The sequence below is a fragment of the Qipengyuania sp. ABI-127-1 genome (assembly GCA_022953095.1).
Lineage (GTDB): Bacteria > Pseudomonadota > Alphaproteobacteria > Sphingomonadales > Sphingomonadaceae > Qipengyuania.
This window is the reverse complement of the sequence record JALJCR010000003.1, coordinates 352,977-371,637: the sequence shown is the minus strand read 5'-3', so window position 1 is coordinate 371,637 and position 18,661 is coordinate 352,977. Positions and strand designations below refer to the sequence as shown.

The following is an 18,661-nucleotide window of genomic DNA, read 5'->3' as shown; positions in this document are numbered from 1 at the left end:
TTGTGACTTGGGAAAAAGAACTCGAAGAACTGCGCCGACGCGAGGCACTCGCTGAGCAGATGGGCGGCGAGGAGAAGGTTGCACGGCAGCATGGTCGCGGCAAGATGGATGCCCGCGCAAGGCTTGCGGCGCTGGTCGATGACGGAAGCTTTCGCGAAATCGGCAAGATCGCCGGCAAGGGCAGTTATGACGAGGAGGGCAATCTCGAAAGCGTCCTTCCCGCCCCCTTTCTCTTCGGCAAGGCGCTGATAAACGGCCGCCCCGTAGTCGCCACGGCAGACGATTTCACCATCCGCGGCGGTGCGGCGGATGCCGGGATTAGCCGCAAGATGGTGCAGGCCGAGAAGATGGCGCATGAGCTGAAACTCCCGCTCGTCCGCATGATCGACGGCACGGGCGGCGGCGGCAGCGTCAAGACGCTCGAACAGATCGGCGCGACCTATATCCCTGCCGTGCCGGGGTGGTCGGACGTGGTGAGAAACCTCGATACGGTGCCGGTCGTCGCGCTCGCACTCGGCCCCACCGCAGGGCTCGGCGCGGCACGCACCGTCGCCAGCCACTATTCGATCATGGTCAAGGGCCTCAGCCAGATTTTCGCCGCCGGGCCTGCCGTGGTCGATGGGCTGGGTGAAAGCTACAGGGGCTCCAACGACCACAGCCAAGCCAAGGAAGACCTGGGCGGCAGCGGCATCCACACCCGCAATGGCGTGGTCGACGACGAAGTCGCCAGCGAGGCCGAAGCCTTCGCCCGCGCGCGGCATTTCCTGTCATTCATGCCCGAGCATGTCGGCCAGCTCGCGCGCCGCTCCAACTGTACCGATCCGGTCCACCGGCGCGAGGAAGCGCTGCTCTCGCTCGTCCCGCGCGAGGACAAGCAGGTCTATTCGATGCGGCGCTGTATGGAGATGGTCTTCGACCAGGGTACAGTGTTCGAAATCGGCCGCATGTGGGGCCGCGCCTGCATCACCGCGCTCGCACGGCTCGATGGCTGGCCCGTAGCGGTTCTGGCAAGCGATCCGAGCTATCTCGGCGGATCATGGGACGCCAAATCGAGCGAGAAAGTCGAGCGGTTCGTCAAGCTCGCCGACCAGTTCCGCCTACCCATCGTCCACCTGGTCGACAATCCCGGCTTCATGATCGGGCGCGAGGCGGAAATGGCGGGGACTATCCGTTACGGCGTGCAGGCGATGAACGCGATCTACAAGGCAAGTGTCCCGCTCGCCTCGATCGTCCTGCGCCGTGCCTATGGTATTGCGGGAAGCGCGATGAGCAATGCCGAAACCTACCAGTATCGCTATTGCTGGCCGAGCGGCGACTGGGGCAGCCTGCCGATCGCGGGCGGGCTGGAAGTGGCCTACAAATCGGAGTTGGAAGCCGCCGAAGATCCTGCGGCGGAGCTCGAAGCAATTCGCGCTCGGCTCGACAAGGTCACTTCACCGTTTCGCAGCGCCGAACGCTTCAATGTCGAGGACATCATCGACCCGCGCGATACGCGCCCGCTGCTATGCGAATTTGCCGGGCTGGCATGGCGGAAACTGGAAGGCGGATAGGCCAGTATCCCCTATCCGTACCGGCCCTGCTGCTCTTGCCCGTTCTCCTGCGGAGATCTTATTCCACCTCGGGCTCCGGCGGCCCGAACAGCGAGCCGCGCTCGGAATAAAGCACGAATAGCAGGCTCATGACCGCGGAAACGAGCAGGGCCAGTGCCAAAGGGCGCGCCGTGCCGTCATAGGCATAGCCCACCGCTGCCCCTAACGTCGCGCCAGTGGTCATCCTCAGGAAGCTTTGTGCACTCGAAGCCGCTCCCGCGATGTGGCGAAAAGGCTGCATGGCGATCGAGCCGAAATTCGCGCCGATGAAGCCGAGCAGGCTCATATTGGCGGCCATCAGCGGCACGAAGGTCCACAGGCTTTCGTCCGGTTGAGTCGCGAACCACAATTGCAGGGCGGACACCACGATGAACAGGAAGAGCGCGGAATGGCTTACCCGGCGCGCGCCGAAGCGTTCGACGATACGGCTGTTCGACCAGTTGGCGAGCGCCATGCTGCCCGCACAGAAGGCGAAGAGCAGCGGAAACATATCGCCCGCGCCGAAGGCTTCGCCGATGAGCTGCTGCGAGGAATTGATAAAGCCGAACAACCCGCCGAAAACCAGCGCGCTCGCCAGCGTATAGCCGATGGTCGATCGCAGAGTGACCGCCCTGCGCATGTTCCGGCCGATGACCGAGATGTTGATCGCCTGGCGATCATCGTCATGCAGCGTCTCGGGCAGGCGCGCATACACCCAGACCGTCATCGTCACGCCGAGCAAGGCCATCGCGACGAAAATCCAGCGCCAGTCGCCCAGCAATAGCAGAACACCCTGCCCGATACTCGGCGCCACCGCCGGTACCAGGAGGAAGATCACGAAGATAAGGCTCATCATCCGCGCCATCTTGTCGCCGCCCACGCGGTCGCGGATGATCGCGGGCGGCAAGGCGATGATGCCCGCCGCAAAAAAGCCCTGGAGCGCCCGGAGGACGATCAACTGCGTAAAGCTTGTGGCAGCAGCACAGGCCAGTGACAGCACGATGTACGCGCCGAGCGCCGCAAACAGCACCGGCCGCCTGCCGAAGCGATCGGCGAAAGAGCCCGGGATCAGCGTGCCGAAACCCGCCGCCAGCAGATAAACCCCGACCACGAACTGCCGGTCATTTCCCTGCGCACCGAGGCTTCCGGCCAGCTCATCGAGAGCGGGCAGGATGGCATCGATTCCGAAAGCGTTGCACGCCATCAGCAGCGCCATCATCCAAATCAGCTCGCGTTCGCCGATATGCGGGCGGCGCGCCCGGTCGGATGGCGGCCTTTCACCGCTGGCAAGCTGATCGTTTCGCATTTGCACGAAATGGCAGGTGACGGACAAGGTTCCGCTTTGCAACCCGTGCCTTTATGCTGGTGCGACGATGAGTGACCCGAAAGACACGGACGACGATGGCGAGGCCGAGGGCCTACGCAAGATCATCCATGTCGATATGGACGCCTTCTTCGCCAGCGTCGAACAGCGCGACAACCCCGAACTGCGCGGCAAGCCGGTGGCCGTTGGCGGATCGAGCGGGCGCGGCGTGGTGGCCGCCGCAAGTTACGAAGCACGCAAGTTCGGCGTACGCAGCGCCATGCCGAGTGTAACGGCGAAACGCCTGTGTCCCGACCTGATCTTCTGCAAGAGCCGCTTCGACGTCTATCGCGAAGTCTCGCAGCAAATCCGCGCAATCTTCCGTCACCATACCGATCTCGTCGAACCGCTGAGCCTCGATGAAGCCTATCTCGATGTGACCGAGGACAAGCTCGGCATCGGCAGCGCGACACGAATCGCCGAGCTGATCCGTCAGGAAATCCGCGCGAAGACCCGCCTGACGGCGAGCGCGGGTGTCAGCTACAACAAGTTCCTCGCCAAGATCGCCAGCGATCAGAACAAGCCGGATGGGCTATGCGTCATTCGTCCGGGCGAAGGCTCGCATTTTGTCGCCGACCTGCCGATCAGGCGGTTCCATGGCGTCGGTCCCAAGGGGGCGGAGAAAATGGCAAAGCTCGGGATCGCAACGGGCGGCGATCTGGCGACGAAGGATATCGAATGGCTGCGCGCGCATTTCGGCAGCTTTGCCGACTATCTTTACCGAGCCGCGCGCGGGATCGACCTGCGCCCCGTACGTTCCAGCCGCACCCGCAAGTCGGTAGGGGGCGAACGGACCTTCAGCCGCGATCTGTCCTCGGGCAGCGAACTGCGCGAGACCATGGAAGACATCATCGATATCGTCTGGGGCTATATCGAGCGCGCCGAAGCGACGGGCCGGACTGTCACCCTCAAGATGAAATATAACGACTTTCAGATTTTCAGCCGGGCGAAGACGGTCGACCGCCCCATCGCCTCCAAAGAGGAATTCGCCGCCATTGCCCGCACGCTGCTCGAGGAAGTGCTGCCCCTGCCGATGCCGATCCGGTTGATGGGGCTGACACTGTCCAAGCTCGAGCGGGAGGGCGGGGAGGAGCCTAAGCGTCCCGACACCCAGCTTTCGCTCCTATGACGTCGCGAAGAACCAGCGTCTTCGGCAACGATGCCGAAGCCCGGTCAGAGGCCCGGAGAGGCGCTCTAGCTCCTCCTCGCCTGCCACAGTTTAAGCCGTTCTTTCGTGCGCGGGCTCAGCGGTTCGGGTAGCGAATGCGTGGGAAAGAAACGCGCCTCGATCACCTCACGTCCGTCGGGACTGGGCATCGCATCAACCACTCCGTCAAAGAGATAAGCCGTGTGCGGCGCGCCGGAGAGTTCCTCTTCGATCACGCCGACCGGCGTCAGGCTCACGATGGCGCAGCCCGTCTCCTCACGCATTTCGCGGTACGCGGCTTGCTCGGCCGTCTCATTCCGCCTGATCCCGCCGCCGGGGAAATACCAGCCGTCCGGACCGTAACTGTGCCGCACCAGCAATATCCGGCCATCGAGGTCGTGGCCGATGATGCTCACACCCCGTCCGGTTCTGCCGGTGATCCGGCGCCAGTGATGGCGCAATCGATGACCGAATCTGAGCGCCAGCTTGTGCACTGGCCTTGGGATCAGATGAAACATGTTACCGGTTGTCTAGCCGCAGCCAGCAACCGCGCAACCGGGAGATCGGATTTTCCCGCAACTGCCTGATCGAACACCGCCCGTTTCTCATCCCCACGGATGACGAACACGATCCCGTCGCTCGCGAGCAGTGCAGGGATCGTCAGGCTGATCCGGTCGAACGGCGCCTCCTCAGGCAGCGGATCCGGGGTGAGAAGCACGACCTTGCGCGGCTCGCCTATCTGGGGATCGGTGTTGGGAAAGAGCGACGCAATGTGTCCGTCTGTGCCCATCCCCAGCCAGGCGAGCGCGAAATGCGGCACCGCTGACGTTTCGCTCAACGTGACCACTTCGGCGCCGGCCGGTTCGAACATGTCCCGCAACTTGCCTGTGTTGGAAGCCAAGTGATCTTCGGGCACCAGGCGATCATCGCCAGGCCAGACGACCAGCCTGGTCCAGTCGAGATCGTGTTCCAGCAAAGCTTCCATGATCGGGAAAGGCGTGGAGCCGCCCGGCACGGTAATCGGAACCAACCCCTCGCAAGCGTCGAGCGAGCGGCCCAGTTGCACTGCCAGCCAGTCCGCAATCGCGCTGTCGCTGGATCCCTCGACGATGGTGACGTTTTCCATGGCTACCTGATACACCAAGGCCGCCCATCCCCAAGGGGAAAGGCGGCCCCGATGCGCATTCGCATGGCGATGGGTTTATTTGCTGGTCTGGTTGAGGAACCAGATGCGTTCCTCGCACTGGTCGATCCAGTCATCGACGATACCGCTGGTGGCGTTGTCTCCGGCCTCTTCGGCGGCATCCTTTACCTCGCCCAGACGCTGATGCAGCTTCTTGTTGTCGTCACGCAGTTCGACGACCATCGCATCGGCCGTGAGCGTCACATCGTCCTGATCCTCGATCCGCGTCTGTTTCTGGACGCTCCCGATCGAAGTCAGGGTGAATTCATCGTTTTTGCGGACGCGCTCCCCGAGATCGTCGACCATGCCGATCAGTTGGGCGGCCTGCTCGTCGAACAGCACGTGAAGATCGCGGAACCGCGGCCCGGCCACGTGCCAGTGGAAGTTTTTCGTCTTGAAATAGAGTGCTACCGTATCCGCCAAGGCGCCGTTAAGTGCGCTCACGAGACCGGCTTTCGAATTGTCACCGACTTCGGCCATGAAATTACCCCTTTCCGTTATTTGGTTACTCAACACACTAACGAAGGTCACGGCGTAAGGTTTCACGGCTATGGCAGGTCGCAGTGATCGATTTAGGCGATTATTCCCCGCGCGGTAAGCCCGGTAATCGATGCAAGCACGAACAGCGCCAGCGCCAGGCCGATCCGGATGGCCCGCAGTGGTAGACGCTGTTCCAATGCCGAATTCATGGCCCAGCCGATCGCAACCGCCGCCCCGCCGCCAAGTGCCCCGCCGAAGCCCGTCAAGGGCCATGACGCGAAGACGACCGCGAAAGCCGCGATGAGGAAGCGCGAGGCATCGGTCAGTTGCCGCGCGAACAGCACGATGGCGATGGCGCCGAGCGAGCGTGTGGGCTCCTTGGGTGCCTTTTCGCGGTTCGGCCAGGCGCATTCGAACGCGGCCAGCAGCAGGGCAATCGCCACGAACATGGTCGCTGCATTTTCGGACATCGTCTGCGCCAGCCGTGCGCCGAACCATGCGGCAAGGCCCGCCGTGATCGCGGAACTGGCCAGAGCAATGGCGAGTAGGGCCGTCGAAGGGCCGAGCGCGGCCGACAGGCGCGCGACGAGCAATTGATCGCGCGCGCCGGTGGCGGCAAGAAAGCTGGCGACCATGGCGAACAATAGCGATGTCATGGCGCGACCGGTTCCCCTTCTCATGCCCGGACACCTGCGATAGCACGCTGGCGCGAGAAACACAGGGGAGAGCGGATATGGAATTCACGCAAGGCATGGCTGCGGTGGTCACCGGCGGCGCATCGGGATTGGGCAAGGCGAGCGCCGAAGCGCTGGCCGAGGCGGGCCTCAAGGTCACGATTTTCGATATCGACGAAGAGGCCGGCGAAGCCCATGCAAAGGCCATCGGCGGCACATTCGCGCGCGTCGACATCACCGACGAACAATCGGTGGTCGCAGGGTTCGACAAAGCCCGCGCAGCCCACGGGCAGGAGCGCGTGACGGTCCATTGCGCGATGGCCAGCCGCCGCGGGAAGACGCTGGGCTGGGACAAGGAAAACGGGCGCTACAAACGCCTGGCGACGGAGGATTACGCTTTCGGCGCGGAGGGGATTCTCGTCTCATCCTATCGCGTCGCCAGCCACTCGGCGCTCGGCATGGCCAATGCCGAACCGCTCAACGAAGACGGCGAACGCGGCTGCATCACGCTTACCGCCAGCGTGGCGGCGCAGGACGGGCAGATCGGCCAGGTCATTTACGGGAGCTGCAAGGCGGGGGTAAATGGACTCGTCCTGCCCATGGCGCGCGATCTCATGGACATCGGCATTCGCGTGAATTCGGTCATGCCGGGCATTTTCGCCACGCCGTTGATGCTGGGCATGAAGGATCGCAACCCGCAGATGTGGGATCAGCTCAACGCGTCTGTCCCCTTCCCCAAGCGGCTGGGCCACCCCGAAGAATTCGCCTCCCTCATCTGCGAAATTGCGCGCAACAGCTACATTAACGGGCACCAGTTCCGGCTGGATGGCGCAATCCGGATGCCGCCGAAATAGTGCCCGCGCTCAAATAGCGAAGCGATAGCGCACCGAAAAACCGACGCCCGCGCTCAAATAGCGAAGCGATAGCGCACCGAAAAACCGACGCCCGCGCTCAAGTAGCGAAGCGGTAGCGCATCGATGACCGCTAAATGCACCAGTCGCGCTGTTCGCCCTGGCGCCGGTCGCCGGGGCCGAACTTCTCACGCCCGTGAATCATATCGGCCGACAATTGCTTGACCGCTTTGCTGCCGGTCGTCTTGCACCAGAAGGGGAACACCCCGTGGACGATGCAGGCGAGGCCGGCACCGATCAACTTCGCACCGAAACGCGATGCGCTGACGAAATGCTCGAAATAGCTCTCGCCGATCGAATGCGGGTGGTCGGTAAAAATCGACATGGCAGATGATCCTGTAAGTTGATCAGAGCGCCCACGCCACGCTGAGCGCGAGGGCGAAGGCAGTCAAGGTGGACGCCGCGACGGGCACGAAGGCTTTCCAGCCATGCGACAGAATGCCGGAAAGATCGGCCTTGATCGCTGCCGCCGTCACCGCGAGCAGCAGAAAGAAGCTTGCGGTCGAAGCACCCGCCTTCTCCACCGCAGCGGGAATTTGGACGAAGCTGTTGAGTGCGACCACAGCTACAAAAGCCGCGATGAACCAGGGCACGCCCTGCCGCAGCGAGAACCGGCTACCCCCGCCCTGCCGCCCGAGAAACAGTGCGACGAGCAGCAGCAGCGGGACCAGCAGCGTGACGCGCGACAGTTTCACCACCGTCGCCACCTCGCCAGCCTTGTCGGATACTGCGAAACCGCCGCCGATGGCCTGCGCCACGTCATGGATCGAGGCACCGATGAGAAATCCGGCCTGCGTGTCGGTCAAACCGAGCATGGCGGCGAGCGCGGGATAGGTCGCCAGAGCGAGCGCGCTAGCCAGCGTAACGCCGAGCACGGTGATGGCAAAGCCCTCCTGGCTCACCCTTTTCGACCCGATGATGCTCCACAGCGCGAGCGCGGCCGAGACGCCACAGATAGCCGTCGCGCCGCCCGCGAGAAGCCCGAACCGGAGATCGAGCCGGGCACAGCGCGCCGCAACCATCCCCGCCCCGATCACCGCCGCCATGATCGCCACGAGGCCCAGGAAGGGGATCAGCCCCAGTGCGGCGATCTCGCCGAAGGTGACCCGCAGGCCCAGCAGGACGATCCCGACGCGCAGCAAAGTCTGCGAAGCCATGTCGAGCCCGGGCCTGAGCCGTTCGTCGGCACTTGCGAAGTTCAGGGCAAAGCCGAGCAGAAGCCCCAGCAGGATCTGCGGCGCGCCATAATGGTCGCTCAGCCACAACGCCGCCAAAGCGGCGATCGTAACCAGCAGCAAACCGGGGACGGGGGCATGCCAGCTACGGCTCTCCGCCATCGGCGAAAGCTGCAACTCGCCATAGAGATCGGCCATGTAGAAGGTATCGATCCTGTCGCGCATAGCCCCCCGCTAGCGATCGAAAGCAACGGCACGATTGGAGCGGGTGAAGGGATTCCAACCCTCAACACCGCACCTCTGAAAGCCGCAGGAAACCTTGGGTTTTCTGGTCTGTGAGAAGGTGTGTAGCCCACTATGTGAGAAGGTCAAGCGTACAGCATTTCGATCCTGACCGAACGCGTTCGACAAATGCGATCAACGCTCTTCGCCATCGCCAGCAATGCGCGACCACGCCTCCTCGACCTTCTTGCGATCCTTTGCGCGGTCCGCTTCGATCGCTGCCTCGTGCTCAGGGAAACGTTCTGCGAGCTGGCGATGACGTTCGTCCAGATTGCTTGCCAACTCCCCGGTTTCCGTCATGGCCTTCACAAGCGCATTGCGTTGACTCACCAAGCTAACCACCGCGGGATCGATATCTTCTACCGGGACCGCCAGACGGGGCTGCCCATCGCCAACGTTGATCCGGATGACCGTGCCTCGCTCGGTCGTCTCGATGTCCGCACCGGACGCTGCAGCGCGCTGCCAGACTTCCATTGACCGACCCCACTTCTTCTTCTCTGAATCCAGATTGGCACGTTCTGTATCGATCTCGGCCTGATCTGCCGCGAGCTTGGCCTGTCGTTTTTCGAGGCCATCGACCTCGGATTGAAGAGCAGCCTTCCCGGCGGACAGTGCGACATTCTCCTCGCGCAACGATTCTCCTTCGCTGCGCACGGTATCGAGTTCGCTCCGAGATCTGACGATGGCATTTTCCACGTCAGCGAGATCCACCTTCTTCATGGAAATCGCGTCATCCAATTTTCCTAGCTCGGCCTGCTTGTCACTGAGACGCGCCGAAACGGCGTCGGCACGTGTGATCAGAGCATCGGCTGCAAGGCGATCCGCGCCAGCATTCTCCTGCGCTTTGATCGCAGCTTCTTCGGCCTTCTGTGCCTCTCTCTCTTTCCTTTCGGCTATCGCTGTCCGGTGGTCAGCGTCCTGCGCGCGCTGTCTTGCGGCCTCCTGCGCAGCATGGGCACCCAATTCCGTCGTTCTCACTGCGTTTCGACGCGTCCTCAACTTTGCGAGCATCGACCGCATCCTGTCCGCTAGTCGCTTACGGGAGGTGGTCATACTCATGGCGTGACGTAGCGCCGTCCCAAGAAGCTGTGGCCATGGCGATGAAAGCGCCGACTGCTCCTCAGGCGTCGCACTACCGCCATGCAGTGCGGGCTGTTTTTCTTCATCCCACGTGACCGCCAATCGACCGGAGAAAACACCGGTCAGGACGCTGATCTGGCTGAGGGTTCGTTCCACATCACCGTGCTTGGCGTCTACAACAGCCGCCTTCTCGTTAAGCTTTGTCTCATGCCGGGCGATGCTTTCTTCGCGGCTTTGAGCCTGATTTTCCCGTTTCGAAAGGCTGTCTTCCTTGCTCCTCTGGTTCTGTGCGACGGTTTCGAGCAGCGATCGCCTGGCTTCTAGGCGCTCCACAGCATGCTGGTGAGATCTCGCTTTTCGCTCCAGGTTTTCCTCTTCCTTCGCGAGGGAATTCTCTTTTTCTAGGATCCGATTTTCTTGCTGGGATAACGCTTCGCGCTGCGCGGCTATTGCTTGTTCGGCAGCGATTATCCGCCGTTCGCGTTCATCGAACTTGTTCTGCTTCGCAAACAGTTCCAGCTCATCTTTTTCGAGCTCTTCACGTTGCAAACGCTGCTTTTCGAAGCCATCGCGCAGCTGCTGATCGTAATGCGCCAGCATCTGGCGCTCATTCGCCAGTTCCTCCGCCTGTCGTCGCAGATCGCGATCCATTTTCGTGAGAAGCTCAGCATATCTCTTCAGGGGGATGTGCTTGATTCCCAGGCCAACGGTGTCGCGCCCTCGAGCAAGTCCGAGATGCGCCACGAATTTATGGTACGCCGTCTGATGCGCAGCTAAGCCTTCGGGACCCCCGCCGAAAACGGCATCGTGCGACAGCCGCCAGATCTTCTTGCCCGTCGCTTCTTCCTCGAGGCGCTTACGCAATTTCTCGGGGTCCTTCGGCTTACGGCCCCGTGTTTTCGCCACCGCATGATAGAGCGGAAGACCGACGAACTGCGCGTGCGGCGAGGACTCATCGAGATGAGGCGTGAAGGCCAGCAAGCCAGGCCCAAAGAGATGTTTGGCATACGCGTACTGCGCCAACCACCATTCCCGCTTCTGCTCATCTGTCGCGGTGTCCCACCACTCCGGCGATGTGCTGACCATCACCTCTACGGCAAGTATTTTTCCTTCGTCATGAGTGGCGCCAACCTCTTCGAGAATGGCGTCAGCACGGTTCCGATACGACCCTTTCCGGTCCACCCATTCTTCCGGCAGACCAAGGCCCTCGACTACGCGCGCCGGGCCTTTGCGGGTGTTGTGCCATTCGACCGCATCGAGGACGGTGCGGGTATGGATCTTGCCGATCCGCATGATCGCGTAATTGGGTTTCTCAGTCATGGCGAACGCGTTCACCAGACAGGTCGTCATAAGTGACAGGAATTAGCCCTACACTCACTCTGGGGTAATAGTGCCTATTACCCCCCGTTCGCAGCCGGAGCGTTGCCCGGCGTGCAATTGCCCCTTTTGCGTTGCGCCCCGGGGCAGCGGCGGCCTGACGGCCGCCGCGTAATGACGGTGGAGTGCGCATCAGCTTGCTCCCCCGTCATGTCTTGTCTCCCTCTCGCCCGTTCCGGACTGGTTCGCCCCGAGCGGTAGGGCAGCCTGCTGGCTGCCCGTGTCGGCGCGAGAGAGGGAGGTGTCTTTCTCTTCAGGAGAAAATGGCGATTTCGGCTCGCCATTTCGGTCAGGCGTTTCGACCGGAGTGGTACGATACGCCCGCTCGGGTGCGAAGGGCATCTCTTCGCTGTGAAACCTTGCTTCGCTTGCTCGCGCTGCATTGGCTGCAAGTCGGTCGATCTCGATCTGACGATCTTGTTCTGTAGGCGGAATAGCACCCTGATCAGCGCTTTTCCGGTCATCCTGGCCAACTGGCTCTTCTACCGATGACCCATCTCCGCCACCGTCTGCCCCGACAGATGCATCGTTGAGATCAACCGGGCACATCGCGAGCTGCTGGGACAAGGTGTCCACCAGCAAGTCCATCATCTTTTTTGAACTGTCTACGTGGTTCCGGATGGACAGCAGCGTAGAGAGCGCACCGCTCCGCTCTACCCTGTCCGCCCGCCAGCGAGCGATATAGTCGTGGTAAGTCTCGTTACTGCCACTACCGCCACACGCTGTCTTCAACTGTCGGGTGGTCGGAACCTGATGAGTTTTCACGAAGTGACGGTCAAGTTCCTCGCACACCACTTCGTAAGTTGGCGCTTTCCTGCTTGCCATGATACAGTCCCAGCACGGTCCCAACCGTGGGTGTTCTTAGCCGGTCTTGTGGGGCACAAGTCGGACCCTATGATTTTTTCATAAGGCAACAGGGCTTATAGGAATCAGTTTTGGGGGGATGCCAAACGAGTCTCACTCAACTCGGCTCTCTTCTGCCTCCATTCATCGCAATGTCGGGCGGAATTTTTTTTCTAACATGATTTTGTCGGCTTTCAGGCCGCACGTGGGAAGGTCAAGTCGGGTCAGAATATCCGGTAGAGCGGCTCCTGATCAGTGGCATTTTCGATTTTCGGATGCCCCCTGCTAACATGCCCTTATCCATTGCATTCGAAGATTACAGGCTGACTTTTTCGGATCGCTTGTAAAGTCCGGTTAGATCGTTGTGCGAAACGCGAAACTGGCTTCGGCGCTTAATCTCAGGTGCCATCGTGGACGCGTTCACCAGCTTGATGGCGGGATCGTAGTAGATCTGTCCTCTGGCAAAAGCCCGAAGAAACATCAGGAAGTCTGTTTCCTCACATAGCAGCACCTTAGGGCCGTAACAGTATTCAGGAGGCGGAGTGCGGAACAGTGACGGCACATAGGCGGCCTGCGCATGCTTGCGGTTCCAGTGGGCCATCATCCCCTTGAAGCTCCAGGTCGCTGCTATTTCATCCCGGTCGCTGATGAGAACCAGTTCACCATCAAGATCGGTGATCTTCCCGGTCATCTCGTCATAACCCGACAGCGTCATACGTAGCCCAGTCAGCAGATGGCGCGTGCGCTGGCAGTCGTACCGGCCACCAAAGTTGATGCGGTCCGCTTTCCCGGACTGATCGGGATATCCGAAGCGCCGCATGAACGCATCGACACCCTCTGTGCGGTAAATGCCTCCGGTGGGCTCAGGCGTCATCAGCGTGACCGGCGACTTCGCCTTGAAGGACAGGAAGTCGCGCACGCCATATTGTTTCACTTCCCAGCCCAGATAGTCCGGCTCTGCATAGCCGTTGGGCGTAACGCCGAGTTCCGCTTCTAGTGTGTAGCCACCGCCGTTGCGGGCAGCATAGGGAGCCTTGCTTCCGTCAGCCGCCAGCTTCTGCGATGCGATCCAGTTGAGCCGATAGATCCGGCGCAGCTCGACAAGCAGCTGCTCGCGCGGGTCCCTCGCATCATCTAGTGAAAGAGGCAGTTCAAGGAAGACGCCGACCATTGGCCACTCGCGCGCGACCAGCTCCCTCGCCACCGGGTCGTCGGCAGATACCGCATAGCCCACGACCGAACCGGTGCGCGTGATGCCAAAGAATAACGCGCGGCCTTCATCCCTCACCCGCATGATATCCGAAGGTGCTGCTTTGCAGCCGAGAAGGAAACCCGACATGCGAACTTCGGGATATTTGGGATAAAGGATCAGGCCCGTATTTGGCGCATGGTGAAGGCTGTCCCCGTCCACCCAGTGAAAGTCCACAGGTGCCTTGGCGCGGTCGCGCACAGCCCCGGCAACGTCAGTATCATCGCTATAGATCTCGCCATGCGGGATGATGTTGAGAGCGGAAAAGTCGCCGCCAAGATAAACCTGGTTTTTTGAATTGTCGTTCGGTGCGAGGCGCTTTGCATAGATACGGGTCGCGCCGTGGTGACGCAGGAGGTCCAGCAATTGCGCGAGTGACCCGGCCAACTATTTACCCCTGAGCGTGATCGACGGTTCAGCCGATCTTACCCACAAGGCGAGTGACTGCATAGTTTCACCGAAATCTGGCTTCGTCCTGCCCTTAAGCGCGCACTCCCAGATCACACCGACGCGCCATCCATCAGCCTGCAGCGCCGCAGCAGCTTTTGCGTCGTTGGCAACGTTGCGGCCGATCTTATCCGCCCAGAATTCCTGTCGCGTGGCGGGCATCCTGAAGAGGTGGCAATCATGCCCGTGCCAGAAGCAGCCATGCACGAAGATCACCGCCCTGTGACGCGGGAATACGAGATCCGGCTTGCCGGGCAATTCCTTCGCATGGAGCCGGAACCTCAGACCGAGCGCATGCAACGCCCGGCGGACCTGAAGTTCCGGCTTCGTGTTGGCACCTCTGATCGCCGCCATATTCCGGCTGCGTGTGGCAACGTCGTGAACGTCGGCCACGCGTCAGGCCGCTTTGCTTCCCCTGACAGGCTCGACCAGAGCCTGAATATGGGGCTGCATAACGCGGGCAACCGCTTCAAAGACCGGCACTGCCACCGAGTTGCCGAATTGCTTGTAGGCCTGTGTGTCAGAAACGGGAATGCGAAAGTCGTCACCATAGCCCATGAGCCGGGCGCATTCGCGGGGCGTCAGGCGACGAGGATTGCTTTTCGGTCCTTGGCTGACGAGGATTTCCGACCCGTCCTTGTAATACCGGGCTGAAAGCGTCCGCGCCACATCATCACCTGTCACCAGCCCGAAGCCGAAACCATTGCCCGCTGCCTTGTGCTTTTCTGCATAGCCCTGCAGGTACTGCCAGAGCTTATCGGTCAGTGTGTACTTGCTGTTCACAATAGCATCCGGGCCAAGCGTGTATGGAGCCTCTGCCTTCTCCGAGCCGTCTTCCGGATGGAGAATGTTGTTCAGCCGGACGCTTCTCTTTGGCGGGAGTTGCAGATCGCCCCAGTTGAACGGAACGGCTTCGCGAAAACCGACAATCACTATCCGCTCACGGTGCTGCGGCACGAAGTGCTGCGCATCTATCACCTGATGCCAGACCTTGTAGCCCAGTTCCTCGGTCAGCGTGCGCAGGATGACATCGAAGGTACGGCCCTTGTCGTGGCTCTTGAGGTTTTTCACGTTCTCGAGAAGAAACGCGGCAGGCCGCTTTGCCCTTATGATGCGGGCTACATCGAAGAAAAGCGTGCCCTGCGTTTCATCAAGAAACCCGTGCTTGCGCCCCAGCGAATTCTTCTTCGAAACACCCGCGATCGAGAACGGCTGACACGGGAAGCCCGCCAGCAGCACATCGTGATCCGGAATTTCGTCAGTCTCAATGGCTGTGATGTCGCCATGCGGGGGATGATTGTCGCGGAAGTTTGCAGCGTAGGTTTCCTGCGCGAATTTGTTCCATTCGGAAGTGAACACGCAGTGCCCGCCGATAGCATCGAAGCCCCTCCGGATTCCGCCGATCCCTGCGAAGAGGTCGATGAAGTTGAACCGGCTGCCTGACTTCACAGGACCCACAGAAGCCATAGATTGCAGCACTCTGACGGCTGCCTCTCTCGGTTTTCCGTCCCCCGCTTCCCAGCGTTGTACGTGCCGAACGCTATAACCGGTCAATTTGGCAACATCGTCGACAGAAAGACCGGCACGGACGCGTAGAGCGGCAAATTCGTTAAGCATAAAACCTCTGGGTCAATTTACGACGTAATGTCGCTGCTCTTCCCAGTTGGCAAGCGCGATTATGGTTTTGTTCGCAATTTGTTCAGGGGTGAACACTCAGGCGAACGGCGCAGCACCGAGGATATTTTGGCCTTGGACGATGACATTGCACCATCGCTTCGCCCGAGTAATCGCGTTGTAAAGCAGGCGACGCTTGTGTTCTGCATCACCGCCCACCTGATAGGGCCAGATGACCACGACGCCCTCGAATTCCCTGTTCTTGGCCTGCTGCACTGTCATCGCCGCCAATTGATACGATGCGCCGCTACCATGCTGCCGTCGCAGCGATACCTGTCGCGTAATCATGGCCTCGATCTCCGCGCGGGTGAAATTTACCCGGCCGCAGGCGTGGACCTGGTTTTCGACCCACGACAGTGTCCCACGCAAGGGTCCGTTGCGTGGCATCGCTCGCAGCGCTGCGCAGGCAACAGCAGCCGGCGCATTGGCCGCAAGGTCGAGATCTGCGATGATTGCCTGCGCCTCGTCGCGGTCATTGCCTTCCCAGTGCACAGTGTAAGGCCCGTTTCTACGTTTGCCGCATGGGCCCATAGCAAGCCGGGCGACAACCGACGTGGCAAACCCGCCTTGCAGCGCCGGTGTGATTACCGCGACATCGCCGCCCTGCCGCCAAGCGATGGCATTTGCGAGCAACGTCGTAGCGAGCGGCACGCTAGCTCCTGGTGGCAGCAGCTTGAATCCGGCGCCGTTGACCGGCGCATTCCCCTCGCGAATTGCGGTCGCTGCCGCCAGCAAACCCGGCGCATTCGTGCGACGCACCTGAATCAATGACTCCGGTTCTGCATCCTGTTGCAGCCATGCAACCAATGGATTGGGGCGAAGAGCCTGATCTAGACACTGGAACTCGTCGGCGGCAATCAGTGCATGGACGGTGCCCGCAAGCGCCTTAAGCATGCGCAGGCGCTCGGGCTTAAGATCCTGACCTTCATCGACCAGCACAATTGGGAAGCTAGTCGCGACCCAAGCGCGAACTTGCGGCTGCTCCAGCAGCAATCCAGCTGCCTCGCAGACGCGATCGAACTCGCCCTCGGTCGCAGGAGCGATGGCGAGCGCGCCTGCCAAACCCCGCCATCGGCGATAGATGCGCCACGCAAAGGCATCGATCGTGCAGCATTCCACGCGTCCGCGAAGATCGGCGACCGCGCGCAGCCGCTCGGAAAGGCGCCGCCGCGACCCGTGCATGAAGGTGAGCGCGAGAACACGCTGACCGTCGTTCAAAGGGTGAGTTTCAAGCCGTTCAGCGAGCATCTCCATGAGCCGATATGTTTTCCCGCATCCGGCACCGCCTTCGACAGCTTGGATAGTCAAGGCGTGAAGACCTTAATCGTCGGATGGTTCGGATCCGCCACAAACAATGGATGCTCGTTACCCTGGGCGACTTCAGTGACCGCGTTGAGGAGCGATCGCGCTCGCCCGCAACACGCGTCGTTTGCGCCGATCGCGCCCGCAATCGCCTCGTAGCTTGAACTATCCTTCTTGAGCCCGCCTGTCGCTCGCGACTCGTCTTTGAGGCGGGCGACGAGATTGCCGACATTTGCGGGAGGGTTGTCGATGGGAATCGTCGGCAGGCAAGCGGCCCCGTCAGCATCGATGATCCAGCCGATCACATCCTCGAGCATTTGGCCGTCGGCCCAGCGCAGAATGATCCCCGAATTCGGAGCGTCCGTCGCGGCGAGCGCATTAGCATAGCCCACGCCGTCCGGATCGCCATCTACCAGTGCGACTACGCGCGGGTGTAGCGGGGACATCGCTGCAACCGTGCGCACAACAGACCCGTCATGAGTTGGGATGACGCCCACCAAAGCGTCGAACCGGCATTCATCGCCCGCGGCCCAGCTCTGGTGAAGATCGACGGCCCTTACGAGCAGGCGCAGCCATTCAAAGTCCGTCCTGCCCTCGGGGATTAACACGAATTCGTGCATGACTGCCGCGATCGTCTCAACACGGTTTACCTGGAACAGCTTCCGGACACTATTGGGTGTGTCCGCTGGCAGGGTCGATTGAAGGAGCGCCACCGAAGTCAGGATGCCGCCTTCATTGCGCAGGACCGCGACGCCGCTGGGGTCCGCCAGAGCGGCGACCATTGGCGAGTGAGTCGAAACCAAGGTCTGGCGTGACAGTGATTGTATGCGATGCACTAGCCGCCGCTGCAATGCCGGCGGGACATGCAGTTCGGGCTCTTCCAGCGCCATCCAGAAATTCTCGTCGGCTTCGACCCGCAGTCGCCCGAACTGCAGCAGCAACAACAGATGCTGCAGCGACAAAAGCCCACTGCCATGTCGCTTCGCCGGGAGCGGTAGGTCCGCCCCGTTATGAGCGTAGTGCGATACGATGGATTCGAGCAGCCCGTTAGAATCGGTGGGCGTCACCCGCAGATGCAATGTCGGGTTTGTCCGAAAGAAGCCGCTCAGCTCCTGATTAAGCCGGTCGACGATCGGCGAGAGCCGTTCGTCCTGCTCAAGACTCGCATCAGGCGCGCGCAAACGGTCGCGCTCGGCAAGAACCGACTCTGAAGGCTGTCCGTCGCCAGCCGCGACTACGCGGCGGAACAGCTCGGAACCGAACGATACGGTTCGGTCCCACGTCCGCGCTGCAGGCACGAAGAAAAAGCCGAGTTCGCGGATCAGACGGGCGGGAAGCGGAGTTGCCGTCTCGTCGTCAAACACATCGCCGACACTGTCGTCGTCGTGGAAGTAGCGTAGCGTCTCTACCTCGAGCGAGGGCCGATGGAACCGCGCTGAGAAGGCAATTTGGCAGGCGAGATTCCATGCCGGATTGTTACGTGCGGGATGGACTGTGCCGGTCGCCGCGTTCCACCATTTGACGATGCCCCTGTCGTCCCGGAACCAGTCCGGATGCTGGGCCGGATCGTCGTCGTGGAAGCCTATCACCGTTGCGGTCAGCCGAATGCGATCTGCTGGCTGGGGATTGCTGCCGTGGAAGTCATGCTCGGTCAAAGAGCGGATCATTCGGTCGCGGCCGAACAATAGCGCCAGCGCCTCGATCACTGTGGTCTTGCCGCAGTTATTTGCACCGACGATCACCGTATGCGGCGAGAAACGGACGATGCCGTGTTGCACGCCCCGAAAATTCTCGATCTTAAGGCTGGCGATCTCCATTTCATCCCCCCGCTACCGATCGGATACCTATTGGAGCAGCATCAGACTGTCAGCAAGAGATCGGTTTCCGGCCAGCGATTGCATTCCAC

Annotated in this window: 17 protein-coding genes; 3 read left to right on the top strand and 14 right to left on the bottom strand. The window is 61.2% G+C overall.

What is annotated here, in order from left to right; all coding sequences use genetic code 11:
* Positions 1-2: 2 nt before the first annotated feature.
* The gene (locus MUY37_RS14435; protein WP_499196056.1) at positions 3-1,550 is read left to right on the top strand and encodes an acyl-CoA carboxylase subunit beta; all 1,548 of its coding nucleotides are present in this window, start codon (positions 3-5) and stop codon (positions 1,548-1,550) included.
* 58 nt (positions 1,551-1,608) lie between these two features.
* Here MUY37_RS14435 and MUY37_RS14430 read toward each other — a convergent pair whose 3' ends face one another.
* The gene (locus tag MUY37_RS14430; protein ID WP_499196138.1) at positions 1,609-2,874 is read right to left on the bottom strand and encodes a multidrug effflux MFS transporter; all 1,266 of its coding nucleotides are present in this window, start codon (positions 2,872-2,874) and stop codon (positions 1,609-1,611) included.
* Between the two features lie 67 nt (positions 2,875-2,941).
* On the opposite strand from MUY37_RS14430, the gene dinB reads away from it, so the two are divergent.
* Positions 2,942-4,060, top strand: coding sequence for a DNA polymerase IV (gene dinB, locus MUY37_RS14425; RefSeq protein ID WP_499196055.1), 1,119 nt, complete (start codon positions 2,942-2,944; stop codon positions 4,058-4,060).
* A 65-nt stretch (positions 4,061-4,125) separates the two neighbouring features.
* Here dinB and MUY37_RS14420 read toward each other — a convergent pair whose 3' ends face one another.
* The 4 genes from MUY37_RS14420 to MUY37_RS14405 form a co-directional block, all read right to left on the bottom strand.
* Entirely contained in the window at positions 4,126-4,596 is a 471-nt protein-coding gene (locus MUY37_RS14420; protein WP_499196054.1) for an NUDIX domain-containing protein, read from the bottom strand.
* Positions 4,584-5,204 carry a 6-phosphogluconolactonase gene (locus MUY37_RS14415; RefSeq protein ID WP_499196137.1) on the bottom strand — a complete coding sequence of 207 codons (621 nt, stop codon included), beginning with the start codon at positions 5,202-5,204 and terminating at the stop codon, positions 4,584-4,586. Before MUY37_RS14415 ends, MUY37_RS14420 begins: the two co-directional genes overlap by 13 nt.
* Positions 5,205-5,279: 75 nt before the next feature.
* Entirely contained in the window at positions 5,280-5,741 is a 462-nt protein-coding gene (locus MUY37_RS14410) for a Dps family protein (RefSeq protein ID WP_499196053.1), read from the bottom strand.
* Positions 5,742-5,833: 92 nt separating this feature from the next.
* Complete coding sequence (locus tag MUY37_RS14405) at positions 5,834-6,397, bottom strand: TMEM165/GDT1 family protein (RefSeq protein WP_499196052.1); 564 nt, start codon at positions 6,395-6,397, stop codon at positions 5,834-5,836.
* Between the two features lie 77 nt (positions 6,398-6,474).
* Between MUY37_RS14405 and MUY37_RS14400 the strand changes: the two genes are divergently transcribed.
* A complete protein-coding gene (locus MUY37_RS14400) occupies positions 6,475-7,269 on the top strand; it encodes an SDR family oxidoreductase (RefSeq protein WP_499196051.1) in 795 nt (264 codons plus the stop codon).
* Positions 7,270-7,399: 130 nt separating this feature from the next.
* Here MUY37_RS14400 and MUY37_RS14395 read toward each other — a convergent pair whose 3' ends face one another.
* The 9 genes from MUY37_RS14395 to MUY37_RS14355 all read right to left on the bottom strand — a co-directional run bounded on the left by MUY37_RS14395 (position 7,400) and on the right by MUY37_RS14355 (position 18,572).
* A complete protein-coding gene (locus MUY37_RS14395; RefSeq protein ID WP_499196050.1) occupies positions 7,400-7,651 on the bottom strand; it encodes a DUF6356 family protein in 252 nt (83 codons plus the stop codon).
* 22 nt (positions 7,652-7,673) lie between these two features.
* Positions 7,674-8,726, bottom strand: a complete 1,053-nt coding sequence (locus MUY37_RS14390) for a YeiH family protein (RefSeq protein WP_499196049.1) — start codon at positions 8,724-8,726, stop codon at positions 7,674-7,676.
* A 192-nt stretch (positions 8,727-8,918) separates the two neighbouring features.
* A complete protein-coding gene (locus MUY37_RS14385) occupies positions 8,919-11,183 on the bottom strand; it encodes a hypothetical protein (RefSeq protein WP_499196048.1) in 2,265 nt (754 codons plus the stop codon).
* A 189-nt stretch (positions 11,184-11,372) separates the two neighbouring features.
* A complete protein-coding gene (locus MUY37_RS14380; RefSeq protein WP_499196047.1) occupies positions 11,373-12,065 on the bottom strand; it encodes a hypothetical protein in 693 nt (230 codons plus the stop codon).
* 334 nt (positions 12,066-12,399) lie between these two features.
* Positions 12,400-13,719 (bottom strand): MvaI/BcnI family restriction endonuclease, encoded by a 1,320-nt coding sequence (locus MUY37_RS14375; protein ID WP_499196046.1) that lies wholly within the window; start codon positions 13,717-13,719, stop codon positions 12,400-12,402.
* Complete coding sequence (locus MUY37_RS14370; protein WP_499196045.1) at positions 13,720-14,172, bottom strand: very short patch repair endonuclease; 453 nt, start codon at positions 14,170-14,172, stop codon at positions 13,720-13,722. It lies immediately after the preceding gene.
* Positions 14,173-14,175: 3 nt separating this feature from the next.
* Complete coding sequence (gene dcm, locus MUY37_RS14365) at positions 14,176-15,396, bottom strand: DNA (cytosine-5-)-methyltransferase (RefSeq protein WP_499196044.1); 1,221 nt, start codon at positions 15,394-15,396, stop codon at positions 14,176-14,178.
* Between the two features lie 96 nt (positions 15,397-15,492).
* Entirely contained in the window at positions 15,493-16,761 is a 1,269-nt protein-coding gene (locus tag MUY37_RS14360) for an ATP-binding domain-containing protein (protein ID WP_499196043.1), read from the bottom strand.
* Positions 16,758-18,572 (bottom strand): ATP-dependent nuclease, encoded by a 1,815-nt coding sequence (locus MUY37_RS14355; protein ID WP_499196042.1) that lies wholly within the window; start codon positions 18,570-18,572, stop codon positions 16,758-16,760. Before MUY37_RS14355 ends, MUY37_RS14360 begins: the two co-directional genes overlap by 4 nt.
* Positions 18,573-18,661: the final 89 nt, after the last annotated feature.